This is a genomic window from Italian clover phyllody phytoplasma str. MA1, from assembly GCF_000300695.1.
Lineage (GTDB): Bacteria > Bacillota_I > Bacilli_A > Acholeplasmatales > Acholeplasmataceae > Phytoplasma.
Genome location: NZ_AKIM01000007.1, coordinates 13,661 through 28,649, shown reverse-complemented (window position 1 = coordinate 28,649; position 14,989 = coordinate 13,661). Strand labels below are relative to the sequence as shown.

Sequence of the window (14,989 nt, the reverse complement as noted above, 5' to 3'; positions counted from 1 at the left end):
TCGTTGGGTCTCACCCGATTAGGGGATATTTTTTATTTATCAAAAAAAATAATTATTCAAATTAATTTAATAAAAAAGGACGATTACGAAAATAGTAAAAAAATATTTATATCATTTTTTCATTGCAATGGGTTTTTTGTTCACTTTATTCTTTATCATCAAAATATCCCCTCACAACGAAACATTATTACAACAACGATTCTCATCGCCAATACGCTAATTTACAAGATAATTCTTTTTCGAATATCAAAAAATATTACGATGAAAAAGTAAGCAATTTAAAGCAAGAAAAAATCAAAAACTTCACAAATATAAAATTATTGCCTCTTTTAGGACTTGAAGAATTTATGAAAAACTATAACAAACAAGAAACTTATCCCATTATTTTCATTCCTGATGCGAAAGAAATGATTGAATTTATTGATAAAACTTTGCAAGGACGCTTGAACACCGCTTGCTTGACTTTAATCCAAGGAACAATCGATTGGATCAGCAAACAATTGGAAAAAAATATTTTTTTAAAAATTGAAAAACATATGGTTAAAAATGCTAAAAATAATTTTCATAATGAAGAATATGGTGCGACAACTAAATTCGAGGAGCAAATTATCTGCCAAATGAAAAACACAAATAATTCGCATTTTTATATTGAGAAATGTGATGACACTCCAAGCGATGGTTATTGTTTTTTTCACGCTTTAAACAATATTTTAAAACAAAAAATAAATGAAAACGAGTTTAATAAATTTCAAGAAAAAATCAAAAAAGTCTTTAAAAGCCGTTAGAACGCGTTTAATAAACAAAAAAAACCATCCTCATTCTCATTAATAAATACTTTGAGGATGGTTTTTTTAAAAAAAATAGAAACATAAATGTCTCTAAAAGGGATTGTCTATCATATTATAATTGTTAATTTCATTATTATGCTTTTTGGGTTTGATTATTAATCTTTTTGGCTAAAATAAAATTATTAATTTTGGTATTTTTTTATGTTAGAATGATTTTGGATGATTTCATTTTTAAAAATAATTTTATTTTTGAAAAATAAAAATTTTATCAATAAATTGATATACATTTTCTTGCTTCGTTTCCAAACGGCGCGAGTACTTTTTTGGTTCCACAATTTTTTCATAAGTTTACAGTAAGTGGGACGGTTCGTTTAGGTAAAAACTTTTGAACCGTTAAAAAAAATCAACCAAATAAATTATAACACATCTGTTAATATTTATGCCTAATTAAAAATTAATATTTTATCAATTATAAAAAATACTTCAAATAATTATTTATTTGAAGTATTTATTTCTTTAAAAGGGGTTCAAATGGTTTTTTGAAAAAGAATTATTTACCCTAAAAGACGAATTTTATTTATAAATCAATCTTATCAAGTCGTTCAAACAATTTTTCTCCGGGTTGTAATTCTTTGGTTTGAGTGATACCGAATTCTTCTAAACTTTCAAAAGTTTCTTCTTCTGCTTTAATTTGTTTTAAAATTGATTCAGATGTTTCAGGCAAAAAGGGTTTTAATAAAATACCTATAAAACGTAAAGTTTCAACTAAATTATATAAAAAAACATCTAATTTCGCTGAGTTATTTTCCTCTTTAACAATTTTCCACGGTTCAACAATATCCACATATTTATTAGAATAACGAGCTAATTGAATGATATGTTCCATCGCTTCCGCCACTCGATAAGAATTCATTGTTTTTTTAACCAACTTCACAGTATCAAGCGCTTTTTGAGGCAAATTAAAGTCATCTTTTTCTTCTGTCGCTGTTTTGGTTAATTGAGAGTTACGGTAAGTTTTAATCATGCCTAAAGCGCGGCTTAACAAGTTTCCTATCGTGTTCACAAGATCAGCGTTATATCTTTCTAATAAAAGTTCATAACTTAAAATTCCATCAGAAACATAAGGTATTTCGTGTAAAACAAAATATCTAATAGCATCAACAGAAAAAAACTTTAACAAATAATCTATATAAACCACATTATTAGTCGATTTGGAAATTTTATTGTTATTGAATAAAATCCAAGGATGAATTAAAAATTGTTTTGGTAGAGGGATTTCTAAAGCCATCAATAAAATAGGCCAATAAATCAAATGAAATCTGCTAATATCTTTCCCGATAACATGCAGATCACAAGGCCAATATTTGAAAAATTGTTCATTAGGCAAGATTTGTCCGTCTTCAGACAGTTGAAAACCTAAACCGGTAATATAATTGCTTAAAGCATCAATCCAAACATAAACCACATGGTTAGGGTCAAAATTTAAAGGAATACCCCATTTAAAAGAAGTCCTAGAAATAGATAAATCAGTTAAAGTTTCTTTTAACAAATTTAAAATTTCTTTTCTTCTTTCTTTCGGCAAAATCAAATGAGGATTATCATTTAAATAAGTTAATAATCGCTCTTGATATTTCGATAATTGAAAAAAGTAGACTTCTTCTTTTGACCAAACTGGTGTTTCACCACTAGCAGTTTTACCGTCGATTAAGTCTTTTTCTGCTATATAACTCTCTTCAACGACAGAATACCAACCTTCATAAGTTCCTAAGTAAATATCGCCTTTTTTTAATAGTTTATTAACGATCGCTTGAACTGTTTTTTTATGATAATCATCGGTAGTTCTCAGGAAATGATCATAATTAACCCCTACAGAATCATAAATTCTTTTAATTTCAGAAGAAATATGATCTACATATTCTTGAGTATTTATTTTTTCTTGAGAAGCTTTTTTTTCAATCTTTTGACCGTGTTCATCGGTTCCTGTTTGAAAATAAACATCATAATGATCCATTTTTTTAAAGCGTGATATTGAGTCGGATAAAATCATTTCATAGACATTACCGATATGCGGAATGCCTGAGGCGTAAGCGATAGAAGTAGAAATATAAAACTTCTTTTTTTTAACTTTCATATAAACAATAAATCTCCTTTTTATACATTATCTTTTTGAATTTTATATTTTTGATAAATCTCTTTTTTAGAAATATTTCTTGCTTTAGCGACTTTAGAAAAAGACTCTTTTTCCGAAAAACCTTGTTGTAAAAAAAACATAATATGTTCGTCTAAAGAAAAATCTTGATAAGAAAAAGACTTTTTATTGCATTCAATAATCAAAACATATTCTCCTTTAGTTTTCAATTCTTCTAGTAAAACACTATCAATATCGCCATTAATAATGGTTTCAAATTTTTTTGTTAATTCCCTCGATAAAGAAATATTACGTTGAGGATAATGCATTTGAACTATTTGTAAAGTGTCTTTAATTCTTAAAGGAGATTCATAGATAATTAAAGATCCTTCAAAAAAACGGTGTTTCAATAACATTTCTGTTTTAGCTTTTTTGTTTTTAGGTAAAAAACCTAAAAACAAAAACGGAATATCAAAAGAAGAAATGCTAAAGGCGGACAAAAAAGCCGCCGGTCCTGGCACAGAAGTAACATAAAAACCTGCTTTTTTAATTTCTTGCACCAACAATAAACCCGGATCACTAATTAAAGGAGTGCCAGCGTCACTAATTAAAGCTATTTGTTTGCCGCTCTCTAACAAAGATAAAATCTTTTGCACCCTTTGCTTTTCGTTATATTGATACAAAGAAAGTAAATTGTTTTTAAATTGATAAAATTCTAATATTTTATGAGCTCTTCTAGTATCTTCCGCCAAAATATAATCAACTTTTTTTAAAATTTCTAACGCACGAAAGGTTAAATCTGACATATTGCCGATAGGAGTGGAAACCAAATATAAAGTTGGTTTCGGTTCGATAAAGGTTTTTTGTATTATTGCCATATTTTAATGATTTTTAAATTTTAAGTTAAATTTAAAAACTCCTTTTGTTTTTCTATTTCTAACAATAAAGTCATAAAACAAAAATTAGCATTGAAAAAAACATTCTTTTGCTCTATTTGTTCCAATATATCTAAATATTTATTAATATGTTCTAAAGATAATTCATCAAAAAAAGTTTTTTCTAATAATTTTATAGGAAAAGTAAAAGATAAATTATTTTTTTTATAATATAAATCTAAGAAAAATTGCATTATAATTTTTAAAAAATCACTAACAAACAATTTATCTTCAGTTAAAGACTTAGCTTCTCCGAATAAATAAACAAAATCATTCTTTTTTTTAAAATTATCTAAAAACAATAAAAAGAATTTTTTAAATTCTAAATAATAATTATTTTTTAAAACATCTTCTGTTCCGTTGTGAAAACGATTTAATAAACTGATTAAAACATCATCTAAAACTGTGCCTGTATTAATTTCTGACGAAACTTTTTTTTCTTCTTCGTCTTTCGTCATATTATCTAACGAAAAAACTTGTGTACGCGAAAGAATAGTAGGAAGGACAAGATCGCGATTGTTAGTTAATAAAATCCCTAAAATATTTTCACTAATAGGGTTTTCTAAAAAATAAAGTAAACTGTTAGCTGCTTTAACATGAAGATGTTCAATACCTTCAATAACATAAACTTTTTTTCGTTGAAACAAAGAAGTTTGGTTGAAATAATTTTGCATTTCCAAAATTTGTTCTTTTTTAATGGAATTGTTTTTTTTATAACTTAAATGATAAAAATTAGGATACGAAAAATTTTTAATTAAATTTTCTAATTGAGGGTCAAAAGGAGAAGTTTGTAAAAAGTTATGAACTAATTCCAACATAAATTCATGTCTACCTTCTTCGGTACTGCCTTCTATTAAATAAAGGTGAGATAATTTTTTTTGTTCAATAATAAATTTAAATTTTTCCAATAAACGTTGTTTTTTATTCATAATTTTATTTTAAACAATCTTTGTATTTCTGTTTCAATGATGGATTGTATTTCTTCCAAAGGCTGGTTAGCATCAATTTTAAAAATTCTCTGAGGAAATTGTTTATGCAAATTTAAAAAACCTCGTCTAACTTTTTGATGAAAAGATAAATTTTGCAAATCAAAATATTCTCTTTTATCTTCTCTTTTGTCTTTTATTCTTTGAAGTCCTATTTGAGGTTCTAAATCTAAATAAAAAGTAATATCAGGCATCGTCTTCAACGCAATAACATTAATTTTTTTAACAAATTCTTCGCCTAACTCTCTAGCGTAACCTTGATAAGCCAAAGAAGAATCTATATAACGATCGCAAATCACTATTTGACCTTTTTTTAAAGCTGGTAAAATAACTTTATCTAAATGTTCTGCTCTATCGGCTGCATATAATAAAGCTTCCGTACGAACGTCTATTTTATTATCAGAACTGAATAAAAGACTTCTTATAGGAAGATTAGTTTCACAACCTCCCGGTTCTTTAGTTAAAATAACTGCATGTTTTTGAATCATTTTTTTAAACAAAGCGTTTGCGAGAGTGGTTTTACCTGTTCCTTCGCCGCCTTCAAAAGAAATAAACATATCGAACCACCTTTTTAATAAAAAATTTTTGTTAAAACAAGACCACAAGGAGGAGCCAAATAAGAAAATTGTTTACCATATGTTAAGTTTAACATATTTTCCAAGTCTAATAAAGTCTTTTTTTTCTGCCCGATCCTAATTAAAAAACCTACTAAAAAAAGAATCATATGTTTTAAAAAACCTTTACCGTGAAAAACCAAAATATATTGATATTCGGTTTCTTCTAAAAAAGCGTCATAAATGATTTTAACAGTGGATTTTTTTTCGTCTTTATTGTTGGTAAATAAAAAAAAATCATGTTCACCTTTAATTAAAGATAATGCTTTTTCAATTAAGGTAAAATCCAAAGATTCAAAATAAGTTTGAAAACGGTTATTAAAAGGCGTTAATTCTTTTTTAGAAAAAAAATACTTATAAATTTTGGATTTAGTATGATAACGAGCGTGAAAAGCATCATACACTAAAGAGAGTTCCGCGACCTTAATATCTTTCGGCAAGACTTTATTTAAAGCTTTTTGGAAAAAATAATTATCAATCAAAAATGAAGTATAAAAATGAACTACTTGACCTTCAGCATGAACCCCTTTATCAGTGCGACTAGCGGCGTAAGTTATAATTTTTCGTTTCGTAAGACGAAACAAAACATTTTCTAAAACGGACTGAATTGTGATTGATTTAGGTTGTTTTTGATATCCGTGATAATTAGTGCCATCATAACTTAAAACCAATTTATAAGTAAACTTTTTCAAATCAAAAACCTCTCTTTTATTTTATAATAAATCATAAAATAAAAAAATATTTTTTCCCCCTTTTTTAAAAAAAACTCCATATAAAAAATGATAAAATAGTTATTAAAAAAAGATAATCTTTTTTTGTCATTTTATAATGATTTAATTTAGTGCGTTTTTTGCCTAAAACATATCCACGTGCTTCCATAGCGTTAGCTAAAACTAAAGATTTTTGAAAAGATATCACAAAAATAGGAATTAATAAAGATAATAAATTATAAATCTTTTTAAATAAATTTTTAGTATATAAATCCAAACCTCTAGACATTTGCGCTTTAATAATCTTTTTAGTTTCTTCCATTAAAAAAGGAATAAACATGAAAATCAAAGATATCATGATGGAAAAAAATTCTAAAGGAAATTTTAGTTTTTTTAAAGGTTTTAAAACGATTTCCAAACCATCATTTATTTCCATAAAAGAAGTGGTTTCGTTAAATAAAGTTATAACAGTTAAAATCAATAAAATCCTAATAAATATTAAAATAATTTTTAATAAATCTGTTTTTTTCAAGAATAATTGAACCGTATAATCTGCCTGTATAAAAGGTATTTTGTGTGTTTTCAACAAGTTAAAATGAGAAGTAAGAAAAGGCATTGCCAAGAAAAAGATAACAAACAAAAAAGAATAAATATTTTTCGGAAATATCTTTTTAAAAACAAAATAAAAAACCCCTAAACTGAAAAATATTAAGTAAACATTCCACACTTGAAAAGAAATGTCTCTTCCAGCTTCTTCTTTTAAAGAAATATGAAAAATTAAACTTAATACAATAAGAAATTTCAAATGAGAAATACGTTTTAACATTTTAACGACAGAAAAATTCAGATGTATTAACAAAAAAAATAAAATCAAAAATAGAAAAACGAAAGGTCCGAAAAATAAAGCTGTTTCTAATATGTTTTTTTCTTTGAAAAAAAAAGAGACATCTAAACTAAAAATAATTTTAAAAAACGCAATGATAGCGATGATTTTAATCGCCGGATTAATGCTATATAAAAAAGATTTTTTCTTTAAATCAGTTTTTTGTTGTAAATCGGAATTAATCATCTAAACCATTATTTCCTTCATAAAATTTTTTTAAATATTTCAACATCTCTTTAAAAGAATAAACAGGAATAAAGGGGATGTTCAATTCTTTGTCTAAAAAATGCGCCAGTTGGAAAGTTTGCGGTTTATAAGCTTCAAATTTATTGAATTTTTCATTCATAAAAAAGTCTTCTTTAGAACCATCAAAAATAATTTGACCTTTTTCTAACAAAATCACTCTATTGGCGTATTCTGATACTAAATCTATATTATGAGTGATAAAAATAATGGTTTTTTTTTCTATTTGAAATAATTCTTGAAAAAAATTCATAATTTCAATTTGACTTTTAACATCTAAACCTCTTGTAGGTTCATCTAAAACTAAAATAGCAGGATCCATAACTAAAATGCCAGCAAGAGCCACTTTTCTTTGTTGTCCGCCAGATAATTTAAAAGGAGATGAAATAAATAAATCTTCTTCAATGCCTAACCTTTTTAAAACAGCAATAGCTTTCTTTTCTGAAGTATTATTATTTATTTTCAAATTTTTAAGCGCAAAAATAACATCTTTTAAAACAGTTGTTTCAAAAAGTTGATATTCAGGAAATTGAAAAACTAAACCAATTTTACTTCTCAAAGAAGATAAACATTTTTCAGGCGTTTTGGAATTTATTTTTTGCCCAAAAACTTCTATTTCCCCTTCTGAAGGTGTCAATAAACCGTTCATCAATTGAACCAAAGTAGATTTTCCCGAACCAATTTGACCAATTAACGCGATAAATTCATTATTTTCATTAATTTTTAAATTAATTTCTTTGATAGCATGTGTTTTTGTTTTATCATAATAATAACTTACATTTTTAAACTGTATTGCCATAAGATTTCCTTTATTTTTCGCAAAGATTCTGTTTTTTCATGAGATAAATTTTCATCTTTTTTTAATAATTCATAATAAAGTTTCAAAGATAAGGGTAAATTAACAAAATATTTTTCCAAAAAAGAAGGTTCTTTAATCAAATTTGCTGGTTTATCATGTTTTAATAGATGACCTTTTTCTAAAATAATAATCTCATCACTTTGTAAAGCAAAAGATAAATCATGTGTGATAGTGATTAAAATCTTATTTTTTTGTTGATGAATGTTTTTGATAATATTATGAATCTCTTTAACTCCTTGAGGATCTAAAAAAGCCGTTGGTTCATCAAAAATAATAATTTCTGGCTCCATAGCTAAAACAGAAGCGATAGCGACTTTTTGTTTTTGACCGCCAGACAGTTCTTGAGGTTTTTTGTCTAACAAATCATAAATACCTAAAGAACGAGACACCTCAAAAATTTTTTGTTGCATTTCTTCTCTTGGTAAATTTTGGTTTTCTAGACCGAAAGCGATATCGCTTCGTGCATCGAATCCGATAAATTGATAATCAGGGTTTTGAAAAACAATCCCCATAAGAGGACGAATATCAGACAAATTATCTTCATTCAATTCTAAACCGTTGATCATAATTTGTCCTTTTTGGAATTGCAATAAACTGATTAAAATTTTAACTAAAGTAGACTTGCCTGAACCATTATCGCCTGTTATAGAAACCCATGTTCCAGGATTGATCTTAAAATTCAAATCATGAAGAATTTGTTTTTCTTTGTAACTAAAATTTAAACCTTTAACAATTATCATTTTATAACCTAATTTTATTTATTTTAACCATTATAAAAATAAGAATAATTAAAATAAAATTGATCATTTTAAATATTCTTATTATAAAAAATAAAAAGGTATATTGTTTATAATAAGAATTTAATCTAATAAGAAAAAATATACTTTTTTAAATAAAAATTAATGATTTGGCACATCAAAACAGACCAAATGAATCAATTTTGTTTCATTTGGCAGAAAAAAAGAGAAATAACTTTTCTCTATTTAATAAAAAAACTTATTTGATCAAAGATTAAACAAATTGTATGATTGCCATAGGGGCGGCGTCGCCTTTACGAGGTTCAGTTTTGATAATTCTAGTATAACCGCCCGGTCTGTCTTGATATTTGGCAGATAATTCGTTAAATAATTTTTGTAAAACAGTTTTATTTTCATCTATTTTTTCGTCAAACATTAAAAGAGATGCTTGTCTTCTTGCGTGTAAAGTGTTTTTTTTACTTAAAGTTATAGATTTTTCAACTGCTCTTCTCAATTCTTTAGCTTTAGAAAAAGTAGTTACAATTTGTTCGTTCGCGATCAAACTGGAAACTAAACTTCTTAATAAAGATTTTCTTTGAGGGGTAGTACGTCTTAATTTACTGTAAACCATTTTTTAATTTTAACCCACTTTCTAAAAAAATATTTTATTTGTCGTTTATTGGCATATCGAAACGAAGTTCTAATTTGTTCATCTTTGCTTTTAATTCATTAAAAGATTTTGTACCTAAACTGTTTAATTTAGAAATATCTTTTTCTTTTTGACTCACTAATTCTTTTACAGTATTAATGCCTGATTTTTTCAAACTATTTAATAGTCTCACGGACAATTCTAATTGTTCGATTTTCCAATCTAAAGCATAATTGTAATTTTCAATTTCTGCTTCATAAATAAAGTCATTTTGTTGTTCTTGTTCGCATAAATTAACTAAAACATTAAAATGATCTGCTAAAATTTTAGAAGCTGTAGATAAAGCTTGTTTAGCGGTAATAGCTTTATTAGTTTCGATATCAATTACTAACTCTTCTTTGTTGCCTAACTTTTGTTCCACAGTGTAAGTTGTTTTTACAACTGGCGTATATAAAGAATCGATAGCTATAACTCCGAATTGGCTTTTATTAAAAACCTTGTTATTCTCAGCACTTTCATAACCAATACCTCTTCTTACTGTCACTTCCATACGGAAACGAGTGTTTTCTGATACATGAGCTATTACTTGATCTTTATTAATGATATCAACTCCATCAATAACATTAAAATCTGCAGCTGTTACTGTTTTTTCGCCTGTAATATCGATTTTCAACTTTTGTTCAAAATCTTCATCTTGATCTTGGGAATCAACAGCAATAACGACTTTTTTTAAATTTAAAATGATAGTCATAATATCTTCATAAACACCGTCCATAACGGTAAATTCATGTTCTACACCATCAATGTGAACGTTTACAATAGCGGTACCTGGTAAAGAAGATAATAAAACTCTTCTCAAAGAATTTCCGATTGTAGTTCCGTATCCTTTTTCTAAACGTTGGATAACAAATCTTTTATCAAAAGCATCATCATTTTCATTGTCAACTAACAAAATAGGTCTTAAAAATTTTAATTTTTTCATTTTCTACTCCCTTAATTAACCACGAGGACGTTTAGGCGGTCTACAACCATTATGAGGAATAGGAGTAACGTCTTTAATAGCAGTAATTTCTAAACCTGATTCTTGTAAAGAACGAATAGAAGTTTCTCTACCTACTCCTGGTCCTTTAATAAAGACTTCAACCTTTTGCATTCCTTGAACTTTAGCCAATCCTGCTACTTTTCTAGCTACTTGTTGAGCTGCAAAAGAAGTTGATTTTCTGCTGCCTTTAAAACCTAAAGAACCTGCACTGCTCCAAGTGATTACATCGCCTTCTAAATCGGTAATAGTCAATATGGTATTATTAAAAGTAGTATGAATATGAGCTATACCAAAAGGAACATTTTTTTTAATTTTTTTACGCTTTATGCGTTTTTTTTGAGCCATTTATTATCTCCCTCTTTTCGCGTTCTTATTGCTTTTTTTATCTTTATTAACACTTGAAGTTAGTTTTTTACGATTTTTCTTAGCCGTCTTAGCGTTGTTTCTAGTTTTTTGTCCTCTTACTGGTAAGCCTTTACGGTGGTGTATTCCTCTATCACAACCGATTTCCATTAAACGTTTAATATTTACTAAAGTAGTCTCACGTCTTAGAGCTCCTTCGCTCATTTTACTTAATTCATTTCTTATGCTAGATAATTGTTCTTCAGTTAAATCTTTAACGCGAATATTTTCATCTATATTTAATTCACTTAAAATTTGCTGAGAAGTTTTAAGTCCAACACCATAAATATAAGTAAGCGAAATCACTACTCTTTTATCGCGAGGAACATCTATTCCTGCAATTCTTGCCATTTACAAACTCCTTTCCAAATTACCCTTGTCTTTGGTTATTGCGACGATTTTTTTTATTTATAATATAAACTCTTTTTTTGCGACGTACAATGATGTCATCAGCACTACGTTTTTTAACAGAAGCTCTAACTTTCATTTTAAATATCTCCTTTTATTTAAAAAAATATTATTATCTTTTATCAATATAACGATAAACAATACGCCCTTTAGAATCTACTTTAACTTTATCACCTAACAAAATACGAATGTTATTGCTACGTATTTTGCCTGAAATATGAGCAATAATAATTTTTTTATTAGAAAGTTCTAATTTAAATTTAGCATTAGGTAAAATGCCAACTACTATAGCATCATCAAATTCAATAATATTTGGATTAACCATATTTATTTTTATTTTCCTATTTCTTTGTTTATGTTAATGTTAAAATTTCATATCCGTTTTCGGTCACTAAAACTGTGTGTTCAAAATGAGCACTTAAGCTTTTATCTGCTGTTATAGCGGTCCAACCGTCATTCAATATTTTAACTTCTTTAGTACCTAAAGTAAACATAGGTTCAATGCAAAAAGTCATTCCTGGTTGTAAGATGTAATCTTTATCAACAAAATCAAAATTAAAAATATAAGGTTTTTCATGTAATTGCAAACCAATTCCATGTCCTGAAAAAACCTCAACTATACCGTATTTATTCTTTTTACCAATTTCAAAAATAGATGCAGAAATATCAGAAATGCGATTTCCTGGTTTAACTTGTTCTATTCCGGCGAATAAAGACTTTTCAGTGTTTTCCAAAAGAGTTGCTACTTTTTTAGAAACTTTACCTATGGTGTAAGTCCAAGCTGAATCAACATAATATCTTTGATATTTGATACCCATATCAATCGTAATGATATCGCCTTTTTTTAAAATTTGTTTTTTAGATGGAATTCCGTGCACGATAGCTTCATTAACTGAAGTGCAAATATAACCATCAAAACCTTTATAACCTTTAAAAGCGGAAACCACTCCATGTTTTTCAATTAATTCACGAGCAATCATATCTAAAGCAAAAGTAGAAACGCCTTCTTTTAAAGAAAGGATTAATTCTTTTCTTATAGAAGATAAAATTTGACCTGCTTTTCTCATTATAGCAATTTCATTTTCTGATTTAATTATTATCATAAAGGGTGACCTGCCTTAAATCTAAACATAATGATTTCTTTTTAATTTATAAAATTTTATTATTTAAAATAATTTTTTGTATAATTTCTTAACGTTGTTTTGAGTCGTTATACGTTGCATTACTTCAACTGCCACACCTACAACAATTAAAAGACTAGTGCCGCCTAATTGAACTTTGAATGTGTTGTCAGAATCATTAGTCCAAACAAAAAATTTAATAAATTCGGGTAAAGCGGCTAAGATGGTTAAAGCAAAAGCGCCGATGACTGTTACTTTAAATAATTTTTGAGTAATTTTATAAACCGTTTCTTCTCCAGGTTTTACCCCTTCTAAGTAAGCATCTTGTTTTGATAAATGTTCGGCAATGTCTGCCGGATTGATAGTTATAAAAGTAGAAAAAACTGAAAATAACAAAATCAATAATAAGTAAACAAAAAAACCTAAACCTAAATAATTACTTTGAGAAACCTGAAATCGATTTACCCATTGGGAAAAACCATTTTCGGGTCCCAACAAAAGAGAAATAGTTCCAAAAACTTGCAATAAACTATTGGCTAAAATAACTGGCAAAATTCCTGAAGTATTAAGTTTTAAAGGGATATGATTTTTTATTTTATCATTATTTTGTTTAGTAGCGTAAGTGATTGGAACTTTTAAATAAGCAGCTGATAAAATTACTGTTAAAATTAACAAAATTAACAGAACTACTAAAGTGAAGATTCTTTTAGCTACAAAGTCTGGATTGTTGACATTGGTTAAAAATTCCAGCGTTTTATATAAATTTTTACTTACACTAATTGCTACAAAAATAGAAATACCGTTTCCTACCCCTTTAGAAGTGATTAAATCAGCTAACCAAATGCTAATGAAGGCTCCGACCACTAAAAAAAACACTATTGTTAAAACGTGTGCTTTATTGTTAGCGAACGAGGTAATTCCATCGCGTTGAATAGAAGATAAAGCCAATCCTACCGCAAATAGTAAAGTCAAAGAACGAGCAACTAAATTCGTTTTATATTTTCCTCTTTCACCTTGTTCTTGCCATTCTTTCATAAAAGGGAATAATTTTTGCGAAAACTGGACAATAATAGAGGCAGTAATATAAGGATAAACCCCTAAAGATAAAAAATATATAGAACCATTAACTTCAAATAAACTAGACTTAGAAAGTTTAAAAAGTTCTTGTTTAAAGTCAAAAAGAAATTTTTCTTGAAACGTCACAGAAGGAATAACTAATTTATTACCGATAACAAAGATAAATAAAATAACTAAAGTAAATAAAATTTTTTTAATTATTTTACCTTTATCACGAAGAAAATCTATTACCATTTTCATCTTATGCTACCTTCAATATTTCGACATTTCCGCCAGCTTGTTGAATCAATTCTTGAGCTTTATTAGAAAATTTAGACGCTTGTACTGTTAATTTTTTAGCGAAAGTACCATTTGCTAATATTTTGATATCAGAAGTGTTTTTCTTGATAAGTCTTTTTTTCAATAATAATTCTCTAGTAACTACAGTATCATTGTCAAAAATTTCTAAATCTTTTAAATTAATTAAAAAATATTTTTTTGGATTAAAATTGTGGAACCCTCTTTTAGGAATTCTTTGGAAAAAAGGGATTTGTCCACCTTCAAAACCTGGTCTAGTGCTACCGCCAGAACGAGCTAATTGGCCTTTATGCCCTTTACCAGAAGTTTTACCATTACCACTACCTGGACCACGACCTAAACGTTTAGTTGTTTTTCTAGCGCCTTTAACTGGTTTTAATAAATGTAACATAAAATTAAACTCTCCCTTCCAATACTTCTTTTACCACAACTAAATGATGTATTTTTTTAAGAACTCCTCTAACAGTAGGAATATCTTCTTTAATCACTTTTTGATTAATTTTTCTTAATCCTAAGTGGTGAGCGTTTTTTACTTGATTAGGAGTTCTTCCGATTAAACTTTTATATAAAGTAATTTCTAATTTTTTCATTTCGCTATTCCTTTAATTTTCGCTTCTAAAGAAACTCCTCTTACTCTTTCAACGTCTTTAATAGTTCTTAAATTTTTTAAACCATCCATTACAGCTCTTAAAACGTTAACGGAAGTTCTTGAACCTAAAGACTTAGTTAAAATATCGCTAATTCCTGCTAATTCCAAAACAGTTCTGGCAGCTTTACCGCCAGCAACGATACCTGTTCCTTTGGAAGCTGGTTTTAAAAAAGCTTTTGTTGCGCCAAAATGACCAGTAATTTGGTGAGGAATAGTAGTTCCTACTAAAGCGATATCAACCATTTCTTTTTTAGCTTTTTCTAAAGCTTTTTTAATAGCATCAATGATTTCTTGCGCTTTACCAGTAGCAAAACCTACTTTTCCTTTTTTGTCGCCGACAACAACTAAAGCGGAAAAACGAAAACGACGTCCACCTTTAACAACTTTGGTAATTCTGTTAATTTTAACTACTTTTTCTTCGATGGAAGAGACTTTTTTATTAACGAATCCTTTTTTCATTC

20 protein-coding genes are annotated in these 14,989 nt (G+C 27.5%); 1 reads left to right on the top strand and 19 read right to left on the bottom strand.

The window, feature by feature from the left end; all coding sequences use genetic code 11:
* Positions 1-122 precede the first annotated feature (122 nt).
* Complete coding sequence (locus RI01_RS00250) at positions 123-785, top strand: hypothetical protein (protein WP_017192667.1); 663 nt, start codon at positions 123-125, stop codon at positions 783-785.
* 580 nt (positions 786-1,365) lie between these two features.
* Here RI01_RS00250 and metG read toward each other — a convergent pair.
* The 19 genes from metG to rpsE form a co-directional block, all read right to left on the bottom strand.
* Positions 1,366-2,919 carry a methionine--tRNA ligase gene (gene metG / locus RI01_RS00245; RefSeq protein WP_017192665.1) on the bottom strand — a complete coding sequence of 518 codons (1,554 nt, stop codon included), beginning with the start codon at positions 2,917-2,919 and terminating at the stop codon, positions 1,366-1,368.
* Positions 2,920-2,939: 20 nt separating this feature from the next.
* A complete protein-coding gene (gene rsmI / locus RI01_RS00240; protein WP_017192664.1) occupies positions 2,940-3,794 on the bottom strand; it encodes a 16S rRNA (cytidine(1402)-2'-O)-methyltransferase in 855 nt (284 codons plus the stop codon).
* Positions 3,795-3,814: 20 nt separating this feature from the next.
* A complete protein-coding gene (locus RI01_RS00235; protein WP_017192663.1) occupies positions 3,815-4,780 on the bottom strand; it encodes a hypothetical protein in 966 nt (321 codons plus the stop codon).
* Positions 4,777-5,394 (bottom strand): dTMP kinase, encoded by a 618-nt coding sequence (gene tmk / locus RI01_RS00230; RefSeq protein WP_017192662.1) that lies wholly within the window; start codon positions 5,392-5,394, stop codon positions 4,777-4,779. Before tmk ends, RI01_RS00235 begins: the two co-directional genes overlap by 4 nt.
* 14 nt (positions 5,395-5,408) lie before the next feature.
* Entirely contained in the window at positions 5,409-6,143 is a 735-nt protein-coding gene (gene truA, locus RI01_RS00225; protein ID WP_017192661.1) for a tRNA pseudouridine(38-40) synthase TruA, read from the bottom strand.
* A gap of 64 nt (positions 6,144-6,207) precedes the next feature.
* Entirely contained in the window at positions 6,208-7,230 is a 1,023-nt protein-coding gene (locus RI01_RS00220; protein WP_017192660.1) for an energy-coupling factor transporter transmembrane component T family protein, read from the bottom strand.
* Positions 7,223-8,086, bottom strand: coding sequence for an ATP-binding cassette domain-containing protein (locus RI01_RS00215; protein ID WP_017192659.1), 864 nt, complete (start codon positions 8,084-8,086; stop codon positions 7,223-7,225). The genes RI01_RS00220 and RI01_RS00215 overlap by 8 nt, the downstream gene beginning before the upstream one ends.
* Positions 8,062-8,886, bottom strand: coding sequence for an energy-coupling factor transporter ATPase (locus RI01_RS00210; RefSeq protein WP_017192658.1), 825 nt, complete (start codon positions 8,884-8,886; stop codon positions 8,062-8,064). The genes RI01_RS00215 and RI01_RS00210 overlap by 25 nt, the downstream gene beginning before the upstream one ends.
* Before the next feature lie 271 nt (positions 8,887-9,157).
* Complete coding sequence (gene rplQ, locus RI01_RS00205) at positions 9,158-9,514, bottom strand: 50S ribosomal protein L17 (RefSeq protein WP_017192657.1); 357 nt, start codon at positions 9,512-9,514, stop codon at positions 9,158-9,160.
* Positions 9,515-9,548: 34 nt separating this feature from the next.
* Positions 9,549-10,514, bottom strand: coding sequence for a DNA-directed RNA polymerase subunit alpha (locus RI01_RS00200; protein ID WP_017192656.1), 966 nt, complete (start codon positions 10,512-10,514; stop codon positions 9,549-9,551).
* 15 nt (positions 10,515-10,529) lie between these two features.
* Positions 10,530-10,919 carry a 30S ribosomal protein S11 gene (rpsK, locus tag RI01_RS00195; RefSeq protein ID WP_017192655.1) on the bottom strand — a complete coding sequence of 130 codons (390 nt, stop codon included), beginning with the start codon at positions 10,917-10,919 and terminating at the stop codon, positions 10,530-10,532.
* Positions 10,920-10,922: 3 nt separating this feature from the next.
* Positions 10,923-11,327: a 30S ribosomal protein S13 gene (rpsM, locus tag RI01_RS00190; protein ID WP_017192654.1), complete on the bottom strand. Its 405-nt coding sequence runs from the start codon at positions 11,325-11,327 to the stop codon at positions 10,923-10,925.
* 19 nt (positions 11,328-11,346) lie between these two features.
* Positions 11,347-11,463 carry a 50S ribosomal protein L36 gene (rpmJ, locus tag RI01_RS00185; protein ID WP_017192653.1) on the bottom strand — a complete coding sequence of 39 codons (117 nt, stop codon included), beginning with the start codon at positions 11,461-11,463 and terminating at the stop codon, positions 11,347-11,349.
* A 33-nt stretch (positions 11,464-11,496) separates the two neighbouring features.
* On the bottom strand, positions 11,497-11,709 hold the full coding sequence (gene infA / locus RI01_RS00180) for a translation initiation factor IF-1 (protein WP_017192652.1): 213 nt from the start codon (positions 11,707-11,709) through the stop codon (positions 11,497-11,499).
* 28 nt (positions 11,710-11,737) lie between these two features.
* On the bottom strand, positions 11,738-12,487 hold the full coding sequence (gene map / locus RI01_RS00175) for a type I methionyl aminopeptidase (RefSeq protein ID WP_017192651.1): 750 nt from the start codon (positions 12,485-12,487) through the stop codon (positions 11,738-11,740).
* Positions 12,488-12,550: 63 nt separating this feature from the next.
* The gene (gene secY / locus RI01_RS00170; RefSeq protein WP_017192650.1) at positions 12,551-13,822 is read right to left on the bottom strand and encodes a preprotein translocase subunit SecY; all 1,272 of its coding nucleotides are present in this window, start codon (positions 13,820-13,822) and stop codon (positions 12,551-12,553) included.
* Position 13,823: 1 nt separating this feature from the next.
* Positions 13,824-14,270 (bottom strand): 50S ribosomal protein L15, encoded by a 447-nt coding sequence (gene rplO / locus RI01_RS00165; RefSeq protein ID WP_017192649.1) that lies wholly within the window; start codon positions 14,268-14,270, stop codon positions 13,824-13,826.
* A gap of 4 nt (positions 14,271-14,274) precedes the next feature.
* Complete coding sequence (rpmD, locus tag RI01_RS00160; protein ID WP_017192137.1) at positions 14,275-14,469, bottom strand: 50S ribosomal protein L30; 195 nt, start codon at positions 14,467-14,469, stop codon at positions 14,275-14,277.
* Positions 14,466-14,987 (bottom strand): 30S ribosomal protein S5, encoded by a 522-nt coding sequence (rpsE, locus tag RI01_RS00155; protein WP_173363064.1) that lies wholly within the window; start codon positions 14,985-14,987, stop codon positions 14,466-14,468. Before rpsE ends, rpmD begins: the two co-directional genes overlap by 4 nt.
* Positions 14,988-14,989: the final 2 nt, after the last annotated feature.

Excerpts from the sequence above, each read along its gene's own strand:
- metG (WP_017192665.1), bottom strand. The coding sequence starts at position 2,919 with ATGAAAGTTAAAAAAAAGAAGTTTTATATTTCTACTTCTATCGCTTAC.
- rsmI (WP_017192664.1), bottom strand. The coding sequence starts at position 3,794 with ATGGCAATAATACAAAAAACCTTTATCGAACCGAAACCAACTTTATAT.
- RI01_RS00235 (WP_017192663.1), bottom strand. The coding sequence starts at position 4,780 with ATGAATAAAAAACAACGTTTATTGGAAAAATTTAAATTTATTATTGAA.
- tmk (WP_017192662.1), bottom strand. The coding sequence starts at position 5,394 with ATGTTTATTTCTTTTGAAGGCGGCGAAGGAACAGGTAAAACCACTCTC.
- RI01_RS00220 (WP_017192660.1), bottom strand. The coding sequence starts at position 7,230 with ATGATTAATTCCGATTTACAACAAAAAACTGATTTAAAGAAAAAATCT.
- RI01_RS00215 (WP_017192659.1), bottom strand. The coding sequence starts at position 8,086 with ATGGCAATACAGTTTAAAAATGTAAGTTATTATTATGATAAAACAAAA.
- RI01_RS00210 (WP_017192658.1), bottom strand. The coding sequence starts at position 8,886 with ATGATAATTGTTAAAGGTTTAAATTTTAGTTACAAAGAAAAACAAATT.
- rplQ (WP_017192657.1), bottom strand. The coding sequence starts at position 9,514 with ATGGTTTACAGTAAATTAAGACGTACTACCCCTCAAAGAAAATCTTTA.
- RI01_RS00200 (WP_017192656.1), bottom strand. The coding sequence starts at position 10,514 with ATGAAAAAATTAAAATTTTTAAGACCTATTTTGTTAGTTGACAATGAA.
- rpsK (WP_017192655.1), bottom strand. The coding sequence starts at position 10,919 with ATGGCTCAAAAAAAACGCATAAAGCGTAAAAAAATTAAAAAAAATGTT.
- rpsM (WP_017192654.1), bottom strand. The coding sequence starts at position 11,327 with ATGGCAAGAATTGCAGGAATAGATGTTCCTCGCGATAAAAGAGTAGTG.
- rpmJ (WP_017192653.1), bottom strand. The coding sequence starts at position 11,463 with ATGAAAGTTAGAGCTTCTGTTAAAAAACGTAGTGCTGATGACATCATT.
- infA (WP_017192652.1), bottom strand. The coding sequence starts at position 11,709 with ATGGTTAATCCAAATATTATTGAATTTGATGATGCTATAGTAGTTGGC.
- map (WP_017192651.1), bottom strand. The coding sequence starts at position 12,487 with ATGATAATAATTAAATCAGAAAATGAAATTGCTATAATGAGAAAAGCA.
- secY (WP_017192650.1), bottom strand. The coding sequence starts at position 13,822 with ATGAAAATGGTAATAGATTTTCTTCGTGATAAAGGTAAAATAATTAAA.
- rplO (WP_017192649.1), bottom strand. The coding sequence starts at position 14,270 with ATGTTACATTTATTAAAACCAGTTAAAGGCGCTAGAAAAACAACTAAA.
- rpmD (WP_017192137.1), bottom strand. The coding sequence starts at position 14,469 with ATGAAAAAATTAGAAATTACTTTATATAAAAGTTTAATCGGAAGAACT.
- rpsE (WP_173363064.1), bottom strand. The coding sequence starts at position 14,987 with ATGAAAAAAGGATTCGTTAATAAAAAAGTCTCTTCCATCGAAGAAAAA.